13 protein-coding genes are annotated in these 17,794 nt (G+C 62.9%); 10 read left to right on the top strand and 3 right to left on the bottom strand.

Annotation, left to right across the window (positions count from 1 at the left end; genetic code table 11):
* The first annotated feature begins 71 nt into the window (after positions 1 to 71).
* Together P6U29_RS10860 and P6U29_RS10865 are read left to right on the top strand one after the other, a co-directional pair.
* Positions 72 to 5,942, top strand: coding sequence for an AAA family ATPase (locus P6U29_RS10860; protein WP_407117580.1), 5,871 nt, complete (start codon positions 72 to 74; stop codon positions 5,940 to 5,942).
* A 578-nt stretch (positions 5,943 to 6,520) separates the two neighbouring features.
* Positions 6,521 to 6,664, top strand: a complete 144-nt coding sequence (locus P6U29_RS10865) for an integrase core domain-containing protein (RefSeq protein WP_407117581.1) — start codon at positions 6,521 to 6,523, stop codon at positions 6,662 to 6,664.
* On the opposite strand, the gene P6U29_RS10870 is transcribed toward P6U29_RS10865, so the two are convergent.
* Genes P6U29_RS10870 through P6U29_RS10880 form a run of 3 tightly spaced genes read right to left on the bottom strand, consistent with a single transcriptional unit; the run spans position 6,651 to position 8,369 of the window.
* A complete protein-coding gene (locus P6U29_RS10870) occupies positions 6,651 to 7,100 on the bottom strand; it encodes a hypothetical protein (RefSeq protein ID WP_407117582.1) in 450 nt (149 codons plus the stop codon). The genes P6U29_RS10865 and P6U29_RS10870 overlap by 14 nt on opposite strands.
* Before the next feature lie 7 nt (positions 7,101 to 7,107).
* Positions 7,108 to 7,935: a cysteine hydrolase family protein gene (locus P6U29_RS10875; RefSeq protein ID WP_407117583.1), complete on the bottom strand. Its 828-nt coding sequence runs from the start codon at positions 7,933 to 7,935 to the stop codon at positions 7,108 to 7,110.
* Positions 7,932 to 8,369 (bottom strand): cupin domain-containing protein, encoded by a 438-nt coding sequence (locus tag P6U29_RS10880; RefSeq protein WP_407117584.1) that lies wholly within the window; start codon positions 8,367 to 8,369, stop codon positions 7,932 to 7,934. Before P6U29_RS10880 ends, P6U29_RS10875 begins: the two co-directional genes overlap by 4 nt.
* 208 nt (positions 8,370 to 8,577) lie before the next feature.
* Between P6U29_RS10880 and P6U29_RS10885 the strand changes: the two genes are divergently transcribed.
* From P6U29_RS10885 to P6U29_RS10920, 8 genes are all read left to right on the top strand, one after another.
* On the top strand, positions 8,578 to 9,453 hold the full coding sequence (locus P6U29_RS10885) for a LysR family transcriptional regulator (protein WP_407119289.1): 876 nt from the start codon (positions 8,578 to 8,580) through the stop codon (positions 9,451 to 9,453).
* Between the two features lie 295 nt (positions 9,454 to 9,748).
* Positions 9,749 to 11,098: a PotD/PotF family extracellular solute-binding protein gene (locus P6U29_RS10890; RefSeq protein ID WP_407117585.1), complete on the top strand. Its 1,350-nt coding sequence runs from the start codon at positions 9,749 to 9,751 to the stop codon at positions 11,096 to 11,098.
* Between the two features lie 77 nt (positions 11,099 to 11,175).
* The gene (locus tag P6U29_RS10895) at positions 11,176 to 12,066 is read left to right on the top strand and encodes an ABC transporter permease (protein WP_407117586.1); all 891 of its coding nucleotides are present in this window, start codon (positions 11,176 to 11,178) and stop codon (positions 12,064 to 12,066) included.
* Complete coding sequence (locus tag P6U29_RS10900) at positions 12,063 to 12,968, top strand: ABC transporter permease (RefSeq protein WP_407117587.1); 906 nt, start codon at positions 12,063 to 12,065, stop codon at positions 12,966 to 12,968. Before P6U29_RS10895 ends, P6U29_RS10900 begins: the two co-directional genes overlap by 4 nt.
* 2 nt (positions 12,969 to 12,970) lie before the next feature.
* Positions 12,971 to 14,077 (top strand): ABC transporter ATP-binding protein, encoded by a 1,107-nt coding sequence (locus tag P6U29_RS10905; RefSeq protein WP_407117588.1) that lies wholly within the window; start codon positions 12,971 to 12,973, stop codon positions 14,075 to 14,077.
* Positions 14,078 to 14,098: 21 nt separating this feature from the next.
* Positions 14,099 to 14,590 (top strand): (2Fe-2S)-binding protein, encoded by a 492-nt coding sequence (locus P6U29_RS10910; RefSeq protein ID WP_407117589.1) that lies wholly within the window; start codon positions 14,099 to 14,101, stop codon positions 14,588 to 14,590.
* 2 nt (positions 14,591 to 14,592) lie between these two features.
* Positions 14,593 to 16,980, top strand: a complete 2,388-nt coding sequence (locus tag P6U29_RS10915; RefSeq protein WP_407117590.1) for a xanthine dehydrogenase family protein molybdopterin-binding subunit — start codon at positions 14,593 to 14,595, stop codon at positions 16,978 to 16,980.
* 11 nt (positions 16,981 to 16,991) lie between these two features.
* The gene (locus tag P6U29_RS10920) at positions 16,992 to 17,789 is read left to right on the top strand and encodes an FAD binding domain-containing protein (protein ID WP_407117591.1); all 798 of its coding nucleotides are present in this window, start codon (positions 16,992 to 16,994) and stop codon (positions 17,787 to 17,789) included.
* Positions 17,790 to 17,794 lie beyond the last annotated feature (5 nt).

Consider the following 17,794-nt stretch of genomic DNA (forward strand, 5'->3'; position numbering starts at 1 on the left):
AGGTATCTAGCCACCCGACATCGGGTGCCGTAGAGGCCAGCAGTTGAACCCAGTCTTTCGGTTCGGCGCGCATGGACAGCGACTTCCAGGTGTTATGGGAGGACGACGACCGCATCTTTTGCCGGACATCGCGCCATGGCTCCGATGGTGGCCGCAAAACTGTGCTGGCCGTGCTTCCCGCCGAGCACGCCCCATCAACGAGCCGGGATCGTCTGGCTCACGAATATGCTCTAAAGGACGAACTCGACAGCGCGTGGGCCTTGTGGCCTCTCGAACTTGTCAGTGAGGGCGGCCGGCCCGTGCTGCTGCTCGAGGATCCCGGCGGCGAGCCGCTGGAGCGCCAGGTCCAAGCGCCCATGCAAGTGGGAACTTTCTTGCATCTCGCCGTCCACATCACGGCGGCTCTTGGCAAGGTCCATCAGCGTGGGCTCGTGCACAAAGACATCAAGCCGCACAACATCATCGTCAATCGCGCGACCGGCGAAGTCAAACTCACGGGTTTCGGCATTGCCTCCCGACTCCCGCGCGAGCGCCAATCACCCGAACCACCTGAAACCATCGCCGGCACCCTCGCCTATATGGCACCCGAGCAGACCGGACGAATGAACCGCTCGATCGACGCGCGCAGTGATCTATACGCGCTGGGCGTCACCTTCTATCAGATGCTCGCCGGCGCGCCCCCGTTTACCGCAGCCGATCCGATGGAATGGGTGCACTGCCATATCGCCAGGAGACCTGTGCCGCCCGCCGAGCGTCGGAAGCAAGTGCCCAATCTCCTTTCGGCCATTATCATGAAGCTGCTCGCCAAGACCGCCGAGGAGCGCTATCAGACCGCGGCCGGTCTGGAGAGCGATCTCCGGCGCTGCCTCGCCGCCTGGGAGGCTCGGCAGGGGATCGACGACTTCCCCCTGGGCGAGCGCGACATCCCGGACCGGCTGCTCATCCCCGAGACGCTCTATGGGCGCGCGCAAGACATCGAAGTCTTGCTCGCGGCCTTCGACCGCATGGTCCAGAGCGGCACGCCTGAGCTGGTGTTGGTCTCGGGATACGCCGGCATCGGCAAGTCAGCTGTCGTCAACGAGCTGCACAAGGTGCTGGTGCCCTCGCGCGGCCTGTTCGCCGACGGCAAATTCGACCAATACAAGCGCGACATTCCCTATGCCACACTGGCGCAGGCGTTCCGCAGCCTGCTCCGGGGCCTTCTGGCGAAGAGCGACGTCGAGCTGGCGCCCTGGCGCGATGCCCTGCACAAGGCGTTAGGCCCGAACGGCGGGCTATTGGTGGACCTCGTCCCCGAGCTAAGGCTCATCATCGGCGAGCCGCCGCCGGTACCCGACCTGGCTCTGCAGGATGCGCAAAGGCGCTTCCACCAAGTGGTGCGGCAGTTCATCGGCGTGTTCGCGCGACCGGAGCATCCGCTGGCGCTATTCCTCGACGACCTGCAATGGCTCGACTCGGCGACGCTGGACCTGCTCGAGGATCTGCTGACTCAGGCGGATGTGAGCCATCTGCTGATGATCGGCGCTTACCGCGATAACGAGGTCGACGCCGCGCATCCTCTCCGGCGCAAGATCGCCGCCATCAAGAACCGCAGCGGCATCGTTGAGGAGATCGCGCTGGCGCCGCTTGCCACCGAGCATGTCGGGCAGCTGATCGCCGACTCGTTGCGTTGCGAGCCGAGTTATGCCGCGTCCCTGGTGCAGTTAGTGCAGGAGAAAGCGGGCGGCAATCCGTTCTTCGCGATCCAGTTTCTTTACGAGCTCGTCGAGAAGCGTTTGCTTGTGTTCGATCATGCGTCGTCGTGCTGGACGTGGGATCTCGATCTCATTCGCGCCAAGGGCTATACCGACAATGTGGTGGACCTCATGGTCGGCAAACTCGCGCGCCTTCCGGCCAACACGCAGGCAGCGTTGCAGCAGTTCGCCTGTCTCGGTAACACCGCCACGATCACGCTGTTGGCCCTTGTTCTGGGAAAATCGGCGGCTGAAGTCGACGCAGCGCTGTGGGAAGCCGCGCACGAGGAGCTGGTCGAGCGACGGCAAGGCTACTACAGATTCACCCACGACCGGGTGCAGGAAGCCGCCTATTCAAGCAAACCGGAAGCCGAGCGTGCGGAAGCCCATCTCACCATCGGCCGGCTGCTCGCGGCGAATACTCCCACAGAGCAGCACGGGGACGTGATCTTCGACATGGTCAATCAGCTCAACCGCGGCGTTGCGTTGATCACCTCACGAGACGAACAAGCGAAGCTGACCGAGCTCAACCTGCTCGCAGCCAAGCGCGCCAAAGCGTCTACTGCCTATGACTCGGCACTGACTTATCTCAATGCCGGCGCGGCCCTGTTACCGGAGGATTGCTGGGAGAGCAGGCATGAACTTGCCTTCTCACTGGAGATCAACCGGGCAGAATGCGAGTTTCTGACCGGTGCGCTGGCGGAAGCGGAGCGACGCCTAATGGCTCTCTCAGCCCGTGCGGCCGGCCCTGTCGAGTTAGCCACGGTCTCATGCCTGCGCATCGACCTGTACACGAGGCTCGATCGGAGTAGCGATGCAATTGCTGTCGCTCTTGATTACCTCCGCCACCTTACAATCGACTGGCCGCCCCATCCCACGGAGGAGGAGGCGCGAAGTGAATACGACCGCGTCCGGTCCCAACTCGGCGGGCGCCGTATCGAAGCTCTGATCGATCTGCCCTTAATGAGTGATCCGGTGTCTCTCGCGACTCTGGGCGTGCTGACCAGGCTGCTGCCGCCTGCACTATTCACGGATTTGAACCTCTTTTCCTTGACCGTTTGTCGAGCAGTTAATCTCAGCCTTGAGCACGGAAACTGCGATGCCTCGTGCGTTGCCTATATGAGGCTTGGGATGATTGCCGGTCCTCGCTTCGGCGACTACGAGGCGGGATTTCGATTTGGTCTGCTAGGATATGAATTGGTCGAAGGGCGCGGATTGACGCGATTTCATGCGCAGACCTACATGCTCTTCGGAGCGCACCTCGCGCCATGGACGCGGCATGTCCGGAGTGCGCGTGATGCGCTGCTTCGGGCTTTCGACGTCGCAAACAAAACCGGCGACCTCACGTTCGCCGCGTACGCCCGCGTCAATCTGAATTCGAATCTGCTCGCGGCTGGTGACCCGCTCGCCGAGGTGCAACGCGAAGTCGAGAGTGGTCTCGCGTTTGCGAAAACGGCACAGTTCGGGCTGGTCGTTGACGTCGTCGTCAGCCAACTGCAGCTCATCCGGACCCTGCGGGGGCTGACGTCGAAGTTCGGCTCCTTCGACGATGAGCAGTTTGAGGAGCTTCGGACGGAGCGCCGGTTCGCCGAGAATGCCAACCTCATGCGAGCGGACTGCTGGTATTGGATCCGAAAGCAGCAGGCGCGCTTTTTTGCAGGCGACTACGCGGCTGCGATTGAGGCCTCACAAAGGGCGCAGCGGTTGCTGTGGACGTCTATATCGCAGCTCGAAACTGCCGAATACGAATTCTATGGTGCATTGTCCCTCGCGATGGCCTGCGCCTCCGCGGCGCCTGCTCAGCACCGGGAGTACCTCGCGGCACTGGCGGCGCACCGGCGACAGATCCAAATCTGGGCAAAGAATTGTCCGGAGAATTTCGAGAATCGCGCTGCGCTTGTCGAGGCGGAGGTCGCCCGCTTGGAGGGCCGCGAGCTCGATGCCGAGCGCCTCTATGAACACGCTATCCGCTCCGCCCGCGCCAATGGCTTTCTTCAAAACGACGCGCTTGCCAACGAACTCGCCGCACGTTTCTACGCGGCCCGCGGGTTTGAGAGAATCGCTCGTGCATACCTGGCCGACGCTCGGCGTGCTTATTTGCAGTGGGGGGCTGATGGCAAGGTGCGGCAACTCGACCGCATCTATGCCCACCTGGCGGAGGAAACAGCGGCGCCCGGCCCGACGAGCACGATCGGGACCCCCCTGGAGCAGCTCGACCTCGCCACCGTCATCAAAATGTCGCAAGCGGTCTCGGGCGCAATCGTCCGGGAGAAGCTGCTCACCACCGTCATGCGCACCGCTATCGAGCACGCGGGCGCCGAGCGCGGCGTATTGGTTCTGTCGCACGGGACTGAGTTGCGAATTGCCGCCGAAGCGACCACCGACGGCGACACGGTCGTCGTGCAGCTGCGCGACGAGCCCGTGACTGCAGCGCTCCTGCCGGAGGCGATCCTCCACTACATCTTGCGTACGCGGGAGAGCATCATTCTCGATGATGCCGCAGCCCAGAAACCGTTTTCAGCGGATACCTACATCATTCAGCGCCAAGCACGCTCTGTTCTCGGCCTGCCGGTGATCGCCCATGCCAATTTCATCGGCGTGCTGTACCTGGAAAACAATCTGGCTGCGCATGTCTTCGCGCCGGGTCGGATCGCGGTGCTAAAGCTGCTCGCCTCGCAGGCGGCAATCGCGCTGGAGAATGCTCACTTGTATCAGGATCTCGCAGAACGCGAGGCTAGGATTCGGCGCCTGGTCGAGGCCAACATCATCGGGATTATCATCTGGGAGCTTGGAGGTCGGATTCTGGAGGCGAATGATGCGTTTCTCCGCATCGTAGGATACGATCGCGAGGATCTCATTTCGGGCCGCCTGCGCTGGACTGACCTTACACCGCCGGAGTGGCTCGACCGCCACGTGCGATTGTGGATTCCGGAGCTAAAGATGATGGGGAGCGTGCAGCCGTTCGAGAAGGAATATTTCCGCAAGGACGGCAGCCGCGTGCCCGTGTTGATCGGCATGGCTGCATTCGACGAGCGACGAGATTACGGCGTCTCTTTTGTCGTCGACCTGACGGAGCGCAAGCGGTCGGAAGAAGCACTGCGGCAGAGCGAGGAGCGCTTTCGCACCCTTGTACAATTCTCTTTCGACGTCTACTGGGAATCCGATGCGCAGCATCGCTTCACCCGCCAGGAGTTCGGCCAAGGTCTTGCCGACGCGCCGGCGCCTGGCTCTGAAATTGGGAAGACGTGGTGGGAAGTGCCCTATTTGGAGCCTGACGCGGAGGCCTGGCGCAAGCACCGGGAGACGCTCGATGCCCACCTGCCGTTCCGTGATTTCGAGCTGGCGCGGCCTACGCCTGACGGCGGCAAACGCTACGTGTCCATCTCGGGACTGCCGGTCCTCGACAATGCAGGGCGCTTCATCGGTTACCGCGGCGTCGGACGGGACACCACCGCGCGCAAGCAGGCCGAACAGACCTTGCGGGAGGTGCAAAGCGAATTGGCGCATGCGAACCGCCTCGCCACCATGGGTGAGCTCACGGCCTCGATCGCCCATGAAGTAAGCCAGCCGATCGCTGGCGCATCGATGAATGCCGATGCCGCCCTGCATTTCTTGGACAGAGACCCGCCGGCTGTTGGGAGAGCCAGGGACATGCTCGGTTATGTTGTGAACGACACTGATCGAGCCCGCGACATCATCGGGCGGATCCGTGATCTCATCAAAAAAGCACCGCCACTGAAGGATCGCCTGGATATCAACGAGGCGATCCGGGACGTGATCGAGCTCGTCCGCAGCGAAACGGTGAAGAACGACGTCGCGATGCAGACGGAACTCGGAGACGGTTTGCCACTCGTCGAAGGTGATCGCGTCCAATTGCAGCAAGTGATCCTCAACCTGATGGTCAATGCCATCCAAGCCATGGGCACGGTCGCGAGGGGATCGCGAAGCGTGCTCATTACGACCGCTCGGGCGGAATCTGACGGCATCATCGTCGCGGTGAAGGATTCGGGACCAGGGTTGGCCCCGGACGCTCTCAAGCGCATCTTCGACCCCTTCTACACGACGAAACCTGGCGGTCTGGGGATGGGACTGTCGATCTGCCGCTCGATCATCGAAGCGCATGCCGGGCGCTTGTGGGTGACCTCCAATGCGCCCCATGGCGCGACTTTCTACTTCACGGTGCCAGCCCATCCGGGCAGCGCGTCGTGACGATCCCGCATGGTTGCTCTTGAGACCCCGCTCCGGCGTTCACGCCAGTTCCGATGTGTCAATCTGGAGTGGGCCCTGGGGCCGGACAGAGGCGAATTTAAGAGTTGACGGCTATGCCGGGCTTTCGAAGGGCGAAAGCCCATGGCCAAGCACCGCATTCACAGCATCGAGTTCAAGCGTCAGCCGCCATGTTGCAACGACTGATAGCGATCAACGACCAGCCGATCTTCCCCAACCGAGCGAAGGACATGATCGTGACGGACCCGATCAACTGTGGGTCGCCGACATTACCTGCGTCGCGATCGTGGTCGGCTTCGTCTACGTCGCCGTCATTCTCGAGGCGTGGTCGCGCCGGGTGGTCGGTTATGCGATCAGCCGGTCGAGCCATGCGCGGCTGAATCGCCGCCCTCGCGGCCGCGATCGAGCGACGACGCCCGTCAGCTGGATGCGTGCATCATTCGGATCGAGTTCGCAATACGCCTCCGAGCGCTATCGCGACACACTGACGGCGCACGCGCTTGTCGGCTCGATTAGGTCGGCGCGGCAATCCGTACGACAACGCCAAGGCCGAGAGCTTCATGAAAACCATGAAGGTCGAGGCTGTATATCCAATGGCGTACAAAACGTTCGAGGACGTTATCGAGAACCTTCCCCGCTTCATCGACGAAGTTTACAATAAGCGCCGATTGCACTCCGCTCTCGGTTATCTCAGCCCGCAATAGTTCGAGGATCAGCACGCCCGGCACAGACAGCTGCTGACCTCACAAATTGTCCAGACAGCGACGATCGAGCAGGCGCCGCTTTCAATACCATGCAGCGAAAGAGTGTCTCACCAGTCGGCGCAAAATGCAGGTAGGCGTATGTAGTCGCCGGCCCGCGTGCAAGATGGACGGTCAGTGGCACACGGTGACGTACGCAGGCCACGACGACGCGAACAATATCGGTCTCGTCGCGTGGCGCGACGATCAGATCGGCCGACTTGTCGTTGAGCTGATCGTTGAGGACCGGGCTGTACCAGAAGAAATCGCGCGAGCGTCGGCGCACGATCGTGGGATCGGTCACGACGGGGATATCGCTGAGGTCGGCGAGCAGCGTTGCCAGCCTGTCCGTCGATGGATGGCGGTTGGACGAGGGGTCAAAGAGTGTGAGATCGTTCATGGCGCGCTTACCTCGGCGATCGCGGCCCGCGACGGGCGAGGGCGGCGGTAAGGACGGGAGACTCCAGCACGAAGCCGAAGCATTGGTTTACGTTGTAGACGGTCGCAGCCATGCAGTAGTCAGGCGACGTGGTGGCGGCGCAGTCGCGCAGCAGCATGCAGTCGTAGCCGTGGAAGTTGGCATCCTGCAGCGTGCAGAGCACGCACTGGTCGGCATTGACTCCGGCGAACAACAGCGTCGTGACATTGAGGTTGCGCAGGATGCTATCGAGTTCGGTATCCTGGAAGCCTGACATGCGATACTTGGCGACATGGATGTCATTGGGCTCGACGGTCAGCTCCTCGACGATCGAGGCCGACCAACTGCCGCGTTCCAGTACCCGCGCACCGGAGCCCGGCAGCCGGTCACCGAGGCCGACGCCTGTGCCGGACGGCTTGTAGACATGCAGCAGAGCCGGGCTGAGGTTGAGCCGATCCGGCCGGTTGCCCCAATTGAGCCAGATCACCGGCACGTCGAGGCCGCGCAGCACCGGCAACAGCCGTTGCAGGGGCGCGATCGGCGCGCGTGCCGGCGTCACGTCGACACCGATGTGGCCAAGCCAGCCGTCCGGATGGCAGAAGTCGTTCTGCATGTCGATGACGATGATGGCGGTGCGCGCGAGATCGAAGGTCACGAGCTTGGCGCCGGCATCGATCGTCACCGGCTGCGGCTCGACCGGCGGCCGCACGAGGTTTGCCTGGCTTGCCGAGACCGACCAGCGGTTGCGCGCGCTGGCGCCGAGCGGCAGGAGGTCATCGACCGGATCATCGACCCGTTGGAGGCGGATATCGGTCATCGTTGAACCGCCACGTCGCGTCCCTGCAGCACGGCGATGTCGTCGGCCTCGAGGTCGACCGGTTCGCCGCCGCGGATCAATTCGGCAAAGCCTTCGTTCGGTGTCATTACCGTCAGGCAATACAGCTTGCCGGCCCCGGTGTTCTCGATCACGTGCTCTGAGCCGGGATGCAGCAGCAGCGAGTCGCCCTTTCTGATCGGCAGCGTCTTGCCGTCGCAGCGCGCGATGCCTTCGCCGTGCAGCACATGGAAGAATTCGTGCGCAGCCGCATGTTCATTGGGGGGCGTCGCGCCGCCCGGCCGGAATATCTCGATGACGAAGATATTGTCGATCCGGTCACTCTCATGATCGAACAGCATCACGAAATAGTTGGTGTCCGTCGGCGAGATGCGGAAGGCCTTGGACTGAGCGAGGTTTTCGACGCTGAACGCCATAGAGGAGATTCCTGGTTGCAGTCGGTTCGACAGCGTAGGGCGTACGCGTGACGAGCCATGACCCATTCAGCACGCCTAAAGGCTTGCGCAAAAGCGCTTTATTTCGCAAACACTGTTGCCTTTCAGGCAACGTAACAGCATCCTCCGGAACGGGGACTTTTTTCAAGTAGGAGCAAGGGGATGCTGCACGGGCCGCCTGTTGACTTACGTGGACGAGGTGGCGCGCACCGGATCGATCCGCAAGGCTGCGAGCCATCTCAATGTCGCGGCCTCCGCCATCAGCCGTCAGATTCTTGCGCTTGAGACCGACCTCGGCACGCCCATTTTCCAAAGGCTCCCGCGCAAGCTGATTCTGACTGCGGCGGGTGAGGTGCTGGTCGGCCATATTCGCCAGACCCTGAAGGAATTGACCCGCGCGCAAAGCAAGATCGAGGAATTGAAGGGTTTGCGCCGTGGTGAGATCACCGTGGCGATGATGAGCGGTCTCGCCTCGAACCTCGTGCCCGGAACCGTCAAGCAGTTTCGTGTCTCTAATCCTCGGGTGCAGCTCTGCCTGACGCTGCTGACCACAGGCGAGGACATTCAGTCCGCGGTCGCCAGCGGAGAAGCCGACCTCGGTATCGGCTTCGACTTCACCCGCGGCAGTCATCTCAAGGTGCTGGCCCGGGCCGCCGGCAAGCTCGGCGCGGTGATGGCGCCGAACCATCCGCTCGCCAGGCGCAGTCAGATCCGACTCAGTGACTGCGTCGACTATCCGCTGGTGATTGCCGACGGGTCGACGGTGATCCGGCCTTACCTGGATTCGGCATTTGCGAAAGCTTCGCTGGAACCGTTGCCGATTATCGAGACCAACGCCATCGAAATCATGCGCCATGCCGCCATTCTCGATAATGGCATTACCTATCTGACGCCGTTCGATATCGAGTTCGAGCGGCGCGTCGGCCGTCTGGTCTATGTGCCGGTGCGCGAATTGGCGCACGAGACGCAGACGCTCATGCTGATCGGCCACGAGCGCGGGACGAGCGCGATCGCCAGCGTGCTCTCGGAAATGCTGAAGGCGATGATGCGTGAAGCCGCGACGTGAACGGGCTCGTGTCGGAGCATGCGGATGCTGCGGCGATTACGCATCAAATCAGGTGCGTCGTGAACACTCCATCAAGTTTGCATTCGTCGTGCCAGGTATACCGTCTGCCGCTTTCCTAAGCTGCGTGCCGAGATGAAATGCAGAGAGTTGAGCCATTAGTCGCGCTTATGTCGCGAATTTCTACTTCCAATTTTACTTCGCAAAATCCCGTCAATAGCCTCAAGCGCAACTGATCACATCCGCACGGATCGCTGAAGGTCGTTGCGGCCGCTCATTGTAACCAACGAGGGTTGCCATGCTTGACAGGAATAAGGGGAATGCTGGTGTCGGCCACCCTGGAACGAAGCCGGGGGAGGCAAAAAAGCTGAGCCGCCGCACGCTGTTGAAGGGTGTCGCAGCGATTGCAGGCGCGGCCGCTGGGGCGGATGCGATCCACGGATTCCCGACCATCTGGTCGCAGGGGATCAAGGAAATTGAGCTGCGCCATGTCGGCGTCTCCTATTCGGTGGTGAAGGCGATCGGCGATCAGGCCGCCAAGGACCTCGGCTTCAAGGTGACGATGCAGAACCTCGACACCTCCGCCGCGATCAATCGCTTCATAAGCCAGCCTAACACGGTCGACATTGCCGACCTCGAGGGCTGGCAGGCCAAGCTTGCGGCCAAGCGCGGCGTGATCCAGGGCATCGAGGTCAAGAAGATCAATGAGTTCGACAATATCCTGCCGATCTTCACCAAGGGCGAGATCGACGGCCACAAGATCCCGCGGCAGGGCATCTCGCCCTATGAAGCCATGTACATCGCCAAGCCCGATGCGACCGATCTCAATGACGGCGTCACCGAATGGGCGACGTTCCTGCCGCAGGTCTATAATGCCGACTCCATCGGGTATCGCCCCGATCTCGTCGGCCATGAAGTCACGGAGTGGAAGGACCTGATCGACCCGAAGTTCAAGGGCAAGGCTGCGATCCTCGACGTGCCCGCGATCGGCATCATGGACGCCGCACTCTGTTTCGAGAGCGCCGGGCTGATCAAGTACGGCAACAAAGGCAACATGACCAAGGAGGAGATCGACTTCACCTGCAACAAGCTGATCGAGCTGAAGAAGCAGGGCCAGTTCCGCGCGACCTGGACCACGTTCGACCAGTCGGTGCAGCTGATGGCGGCGGGCGAGGTGATCATCCAGTCGATGTGGTCGCCGGCGGTGGCCGCCGTCCGCGTCAAGGAAATTCCCTGCGTCTACGCGCCCGTCAACGTCAAGAACGGCAAGGAAGGCTACCGCGGCTGGTGCAACGGCATGGGCCTGATGAAGCACCTTTCCGGCAAGAAGCTGGATGCTGCCTACGAATATCTCAACTGGTACCTCTCGGGCTGGCAGGGCGGCTTCGTCGCACGCTACGGCTATTACAGCCCGGTGCCCTCGACTGCGAAGAAATTCCTCACGCCGGCGGAATGGGCATTCTGGTACGAGGGCCAGCCCGCGCCAGAGGTGGTCAGCGACCCCTATGGCGTTGCGATGGAGAAGGCCGGCACCAAGCGAGACGGCGGCTCGTTCCTCGACCGCGTCAAGAACATCTCGTGCTGGAACACGCTGATGGACGAAGCCGCCTACATGAACAAGCGCTGGAATGATTTCAAGGTGGCCTGAAACCTGCTTTCCCTGACGAAAGGCGCCGGCGCGGCGACGCGCCGGCGGATGAGATCGACGTCGAGGCATTCGCTGACATGCAGCCAAGTCCAGCTCAAAGTCCAACTCCGTCGCGATCCAATCTGGCCGGCTGGCTCTACGTCTCGCCGCTGGTCCTGGTGCTCGTGCCGTTCTTCGTGGCACCGATCCTGGTGGTGCTGGCGGCGAGCTTCTTCGCCACCGATGGCTTTGGCGGCCTGACGCCGGGCTTCACGCTAGCGAGCTACGTCGAGGTGCTGCACTCGGTACTGACGCTGAAGCTGTATCTGGCGACCATCAAGTTCACGGTGCTGACTTGGATCTTCACCCTGATCATCGGCTTCTTCGTTGCCTATTTCCTGGTCTTCCACGTCCGCAACCAATTGCTGGCGATCGGCCTGTTTCTACTCTGCACGGTGCCGTTCTGGACCTCGAACATCATCCGGATGATTTCGTGGATCCCGCTGCTCGGCAAGGAAGGCCTGATCAACCAGGCTCTGCTGGCGATGGGCGTGATCCGCCAGCCGCTGGAGGTGCTGCTGTTCTCCGACCTTGCGGTGGTCATCGCCTATGTCCACCAGCTCACGATCTTCATGATCGTGCCGATCTTCAATTCCATGGCGCGGATCGACAAGAAGCTGATCGAGGCCGCGATCGACGCCGGCGCCAGCCGTTTCGACATCATGCGCCTGATCGTGGTGCCGATGTCCAAGAGCGGCATCGCGCTCGGCACCATCTTCGTAGTGTCGATCGTCATGGGCGATTTCTTCGTGGTCAAGGTGATGTCCGGCGGCGGCTCCGCCTCGGTGGTCAGCGCCTTCTACGAGGACGTCGGCGTGCTGCAATATCCGACCGCCGCGGCGAGCGCCGTGCTGCTGACGCTGGTGCTGGTCGCGATCGTCTCGCTGATCCTGCGCACCGTCGATGTCAGGCAGGAGATCACGCGATGAGCGCGGTTCTCGCCGACATGCGCAAGATCGAAACGACCAAGACGATTGCGCCTGCAGCCACCAAGGCGATCGCGCCCAGCAAGGATGGGCGTCCCTGGACGTTCTATGTGCTGGCGGCGCTGTTCACGTTCTACGTGCTCGCGCTCTACGGCCCGATGTTCTGCATCTACATCCTGTCGTTCCAGGACATCCGCGGCGGCCTCGTCTTCCCGATGAAGGGCCAGTCGATACACTGGTTCGTCGATCTCTTCACCCAGGTGCGCACCGGCGACGTCAAAGGCTCGTTCGACCGCTCCATCAAGCTCGCCGTGATCGTCACCATCATTACGGTCGTGGTGTCGTTCCTCGCCGGCCTCGGCTTCCGCAAGCGCTTTCGCGGCGACACGTTCGTCTTCTACATGATGATCGGCAGCCTCGTTGCGCCCGGCCTCGTGCTCGGCCTCGGTACGGGCCTGTTGTTCCAAGCGCTCGGGCTGAATGCCAGCTGGTACACCTCGGCGCTCGGCGCGCAGCTGTCCTGGACGCTGCCGTTTGGGGTGCTCGTGATGTTCGCGGTGATGTCGCGCTTCAACCATGCGTGGGAGGAGGCGGCCTACGATCTCGGCGCCAGCCGCTGGCAATCGATCTGGCTGGTGATGATCCCGGTTCTGGCTCCCGGCCTCATCGCCGTCGCGCTGTTCGGCTTCACACTGTCCTATGACGAGTTCGCCCGCAGTCTTCAGACCGCAGGCTCGCTGAACACGCTGCCGCTGGAAATCTGGAGCATGACGCTGAACGTCACATCGCCCTCGCTTTACGCGCTGGGCACGGTGACCACCATCGTCTCCTTCATCGTGATCGGTGCCAGCCTCGGCACCATCGTGCTGATCCAGAAGAAGCGCGGCAGCCGGGCAAAGGGATAGGAATGAAGAACGATCGCGGCGATATCGAGCTGGCAGGCGTCTGCAAGAGCTTTGACGGCGTCACGAATGTCGTTGACGGCGTCAATCTCAAGATCGCCGATGGGGCCTATTGCTGCTTCATCGGCCCCTCCGGCTGCGGCAAGACCACGATCCTGCGCATGATTGCCGGCCATGAGGATCCGACCGCGGGCGAGATCGTGATCGGCGGGCAGAACGTCGTCGGCCTCGCGCCGGTGCAGCGCCGCACCGCGATGATGTTCCAGTCCTACGCGCTGTTTCCGCATCTGACGGTCCGAGAGAACATCGCCTTTGCGCTGCGCGTGCGCGGCCAGTCCAAGGCGGATCGTTTGCGCGCGGCGGATGCCATGATCGAAAAGGTCCGGCTGACGAGCTTCGCCGACCGCCTGCCGGCCCAGCTTTCCGGCGGCCAGCAGCAGCGCGTGGCGCTGGCGCGCGCCGCCATCACCGAGCCGCGCGTGCTCTTGCTCGACGAGCCGCTGTCGGCGCTCGATGAGCAGCTCCGCGTCCAGATGCGCCAGGAGCTCAGGCGGATGCAGCAGGAGCTCGGCATCACCTTCATTCACGTCACCCACACCCAGCTCGAGGCGATCGCGCTTGCGGATCTCGTCGTGGTGATGGAGCAGGGCAGGATCAAGCAGGCCGGACCGGCACGCGAGGTCTATGCCCATCCGCATGACCGCTATGTCGCCGAGTTCATGGGCGGTCAGAACGTGCTCTCGGGCAGGGTGGAGAAGGTGAACGGTGCGAGCTTCACGCTGGCGCAGGCCGCGCCTGATGGCATCGAGGTGCCGCTTCAGGCCCGCCCGACCGTCAGCGTCGGCGACAAGGTCGATATCGCCGTGCGACGCGACGACGTCGCGCTGGTGAGGCCCGGCAAGGAGCTGCCGCCGGGTTGCACCACGTCGCTGCCGAGCCGGGTGCTCGCGATCGAATACCAGGGCTATTTCGTCAAGGTCATGCTCGACACCGTGCCGGATGACGAATTCGTCGCCTACGTGCCGGAAAAGACCTTCTTTGCAGATCCCTTTACTGTCGGCGACGTCGTGATGGCCACATGGGCCACCGGCAGCGCACTTCCACTCGCCTAAAGACCCGTCGCGCACAGGAGCATGACCGTGCAGATATCCTTCACCCTCAACGGACGGCCAACAACTGTGAACGTCGAGCCGGCAACACTCGTCGCCGAGCTCCTGCGCGAGCAGCTCCATCTCACCGGCACCCATATCGGCTGCGACACCAGCCAGTGCGGGGCCTGCGTCGTGCATCTGAACGGCCTGCCGGTGAAGAGCTGCACGCTGCTCGCGCCCGCGCTCGACGGTGCGACATTGCTCACGATTGAGGGCCTGACGGGCGCCCCCGGCTCGAACCAAATGCATCCGATGCAGGAGGCCTTCCGCGAGCATCACGGGCTGCAGTGCGGCTTCTGCACACCGGGCATGCTGATGACGGCCGTCGCGCTTGCGACCGAAAAGCCGGATCTGACGGAAGCCGATGTCCGCCACGGCCTCGAAGGCAATATCTGCCGCTGCACCGGCTACCAGAACATCGTCATCTCGGTCATGGCCGGCGCTGCCGCCATGCACGCCGCCAAGGGAGAGTGACCATGGGCAATGTGATCGGGATCGGCGCCGCGCCAAAGCGGAAAGAGGACCAGCGGTTTCTCACCGGCCGTGGCAATTACGTCTCCGACATCAAGCGCCCCGGCATGGCCGCCGGCGTGTTCGTGCGCTCGCCGCACGGCCACGCGGTGCTGCGCGGCATTGACAAGAGCGCCGCGCTGGCTTCGCCCGGCGTCATTGCGGTCCTGACCGGCGACGATGTCGCCGACGATGGGCTGGGCTCGCTGCCCTGCGGCTGGGGCATCACCGATGCCAAGGGCGCGCCGATGAAGGAGCCGCCGTTTCCGATGCTGGCGCAGGACAAGGTGCGGTTCGTCGGCGATATGGTGGCCTTCGTCATCGCAGAAACTCCGGAGCAGGCCAATGCGGCGGCTGACTTGCTCAAGGTTGATTACCAGGTGCTGCCCTCCGTGGTCGGCGTCCTCGAAGCCGTCAGGCCCGACGCGCCGCAATTGTTCGACGACGTGCCGAACAACATTTGCTGCGACTGGCAGCTCGGCGACAAGGCCGCGGTCGAATCCGCGTTCAAGAGGGCGGCGCATGTCGCGAGGCTGAGCCTCGTCAACAATCGCCTGATCGGCAACCCCATGGAGCCGCGCGCGGCCATCGCCGAATACGAGCCGGGCACGGATCGCTACACGCTGTGGACCACAAGCCAGTTCCCGCATGTCGTGCGCTTCCTGATGGGCGCGCTGGTGCTGAACATTCCGCAGCACAAGCTGCGCGTGGTCGCGCCCGATGTCGGCGGTGGGTTCGGCGTCAAGCAGTTCCACTACGGTGAGGAGGCCGTGATCACCTGGGCCGCCAAGCGCGTGAGGCGGCCGGTCAAATGGGTGGCGAGTCGTTCGGAGGGCTATGTCTCCGATCGCCACGGCCGCGATCACGTCACCGAAGCCGAGCTGGCGCTGGATGAAACCGGAAAGTTCCTCGCCTTCCGCGTCAACACGCTCGCCAATATGGGCGGTTATCTCTCGACCTTCGGGCCGAACATCCCGACCAATCTCTATGGCCCGCTGCTTGGCGGCGTCTACACCACGCCCGCGATCTATTGCAATGTGAAGGTGGTCTTCACCAACACCGTGCCCGTCGACGCCTATCGTGGCGCCGGCCGGCCCGAGGCGACCTTCGTGCTGGAGCGCATCGTCGATGTCGCCGCCAGCGAGATGGGAATCGACCGCGTCGAGATCCGCCGCCGCAACATGATCCCGAAGGAGGCCTATCCCTATCAGACGCCGGTGCTGGTGCAGTACGATTCCGGCGATCCCGTGGGCTGTCTCGACGGCGCGCTGGTCGCGGCCGATGTCAAGAATTTCGGCGGGCGCAAAGCGGCGTCCGCCCGCAAAGGCAAATTCCGCGGGCTCGGCTACTCCACCTATGTCGAGGCCTGCGGCCTTGCGCCGTCGCGCTTCGCAGGACGGCTCGGTGCGCGCGGTGGCCTCTATGAAAGCGCCACGGTGCGGGTGCATCCGACCGGCCAGGTGACGGTCATGATCGGCACCCACAATCACGGCCAGGGCCACGAGACCACCTTCGCGCAGATCGTCTCGGACAAGCTCGGCGTCGCGTTCGAGAACGTCGACATCGTGTTCGGCGATACCGACCGCGTCCAGTTCGGCATGGGCACCTATGGCTCGCGCTCGCTGGTCGTCGGCGGCGCTGCGCTGTCGAAGGCGACCGACAAGGTGATCGTCAAGGGCAAGAAGATCGCGGCGCATCTGCTTGAAGTGTCTGAAGCCGATATCCAGTTCGAGGCCGGCAAGTTTTCCGTTGCCGGCACGGACCGCATCAAGACGTTCGAGGAGATCGCGGGCGCAGCTTACGTACCGCACAATTATCCGCTCGAGATGCTGGAGCCGGGGCTTGAGGAGCAGGCCTATTACGACCCCGTCAACTTCACCTATCCCGGCGGCTGCCACATCGCCGAGGTCGAGGTCGATCCCGAGACGGGTACGGTGACGCTGGTGAAATATACGGCGGTGGACGACGTCGGCACGGTCATCAACCCGATGATCGTCGAGGGCCAGCTGCATGGCGGTATCGTGCAGGGCGTCGGCCAGGCGCTGTTCGAGAACGCGGTCTATGACGAAGGCTCCGGCCAGTTGCTGTCGGGCTCGCTGATGGACTACTGCATGCCGCGCGCCGACCATCTCCCGATGATGAAGGTTGCGACCCACTCGACGCTGTGCACGCACACGCCGATGGGCGTGAAAGGCTGCGGAGAGGTCGGCACCATCGGTTCGCCGGCGGCCGTCATCAATGCGGTGGTCGATGCGCTGTCTCATCTCGGCGTCACCCATGTCGACATGCCGGCGACCCCGAACCGGATCTGGCGCCTGCTGCAGAACGCGTCGCTGCCGGTTGCTGCGGAATAGGGAGGACAACAATGAAACCGTTTGCCTATCACCAACCGGACCAGATCCCCGATGCGGCCAAGCTCCTGACCTCGATCGAGGACAGCAAGCTCGTCGCCGGCGGCATGACGCTGATCCCGACGCTGAAGCAACGGCTGGCCAGTCCATCCGCGCTGGTCGATCTGTCGAAGCTCGGAAGCCTCAAGGGCATAGCCGATGACGGCCTCACCATCACCATCGGCGCCATGACACCCCATGCAGTGGTGGCGGACTCGAAGCTGGTGCAGACGAAGATTGCCGGCCTCGCCGCGCTGGCCTCGATGATCGGCGATCCCGCCGTGCGCAGTCGCGGCACCATCGGCGGTTCGGTCGCAAACAACGATCCGGCCGCGGATTATCCCGCTGGCGTGCTCGGTCTCGGCGCCACCATTATCACCAGCAAGCGCGAGATCGCGGCCGACAAGTTCTTCCTTGGCCTGTTCGAGACCGCGCTTGAGAGTGGAGAGATCATCACCGCGATCCGCTTTCCCGTGCCGGCCAAGGCGGGGTACGCGAAGTTCAAGGCCCCCGCGTCGCGTTACGCGCTGGTCGGTGTGTTCGTCGCGAAATTTGCCGATGGCGTTCGCGTCGCGGTCACTGGCGCCGGGCCCGGCGTTTTCCGCGTGCCGCCGATGGAGGCGGCGCTGTCGGGTCATTTCGATCCGTCCGCGATCGCGGCGATCAAGATCGACACCGACGGCCTCACCTCCGACATCCATGCCGAAGCCGACTACCGTGCGCATCTCGTCACGGTCATGGCCAAACGCGCCGTCGAAGCGGCGCTCAGCTAGCTCTC

The sequence above is a fragment of the Bradyrhizobium sp. LMG 9283 genome (genome assembly GCF_045571415.1).
Taxonomy (GTDB): domain Bacteria; phylum Pseudomonadota; class Alphaproteobacteria; order Rhizobiales; family Xanthobacteraceae; genus Bradyrhizobium.

Bases quoted from the DNA above. Each gene is read 5' to 3' on its own strand.
- P6U29_RS10880 (WP_407117584.1), bottom strand. From the start codon at position 8,369: ATGGCGTTCAGCGTCGAAAACCTCGCTCAGTCCAAGGCCTTCCGCATC.
- P6U29_RS10870 (WP_407117582.1), bottom strand. From the start codon at position 7,100: ATGAACGATCTCACACTCTTTGACCCCTCGTCCAACCGCCATCCATCG.
- P6U29_RS10865 (WP_407117581.1), top strand. From the start codon at position 6,521: ATGAAAACCATGAAGGTCGAGGCTGTATATCCAATGGCGTACAAAACG.
- P6U29_RS10900 (WP_407117587.1), top strand. From the start codon at position 12,063: ATGAGCGCGGTTCTCGCCGACATGCGCAAGATCGAAACGACCAAGACG.
- P6U29_RS10890 (WP_407117585.1), top strand. From the start codon at position 9,749: ATGCTTGACAGGAATAAGGGGAATGCTGGTGTCGGCCACCCTGGAACG.
- P6U29_RS10915 (WP_407117590.1), top strand. From the start codon at position 14,593: ATGGGCAATGTGATCGGGATCGGCGCCGCGCCAAAGCGGAAAGAGGAC.
- P6U29_RS10875 (WP_407117583.1), bottom strand. From the start codon at position 7,935: ATGACCGATATCCGCCTCCAACGGGTCGATGATCCGGTCGATGACCTC.
- P6U29_RS10910 (WP_407117589.1), top strand. From the start codon at position 14,099: ATGACCGTGCAGATATCCTTCACCCTCAACGGACGGCCAACAACTGTG.
- P6U29_RS10905 (WP_407117588.1), top strand. From the start codon at position 12,971: ATGAAGAACGATCGCGGCGATATCGAGCTGGCAGGCGTCTGCAAGAGC.
- P6U29_RS10860 (WP_407117580.1), top strand. From the start codon at position 72: ATGGACAGCGACTTCCAGGTGTTATGGGAGGACGACGACCGCATCTTT.
- P6U29_RS10895 (WP_407117586.1), top strand. From the start codon at position 11,176: ATGCAGCCAAGTCCAGCTCAAAGTCCAACTCCGTCGCGATCCAATCTG.
- P6U29_RS10920 (WP_407117591.1), top strand. From the start codon at position 16,992: ATGAAACCGTTTGCCTATCACCAACCGGACCAGATCCCCGATGCGGCC.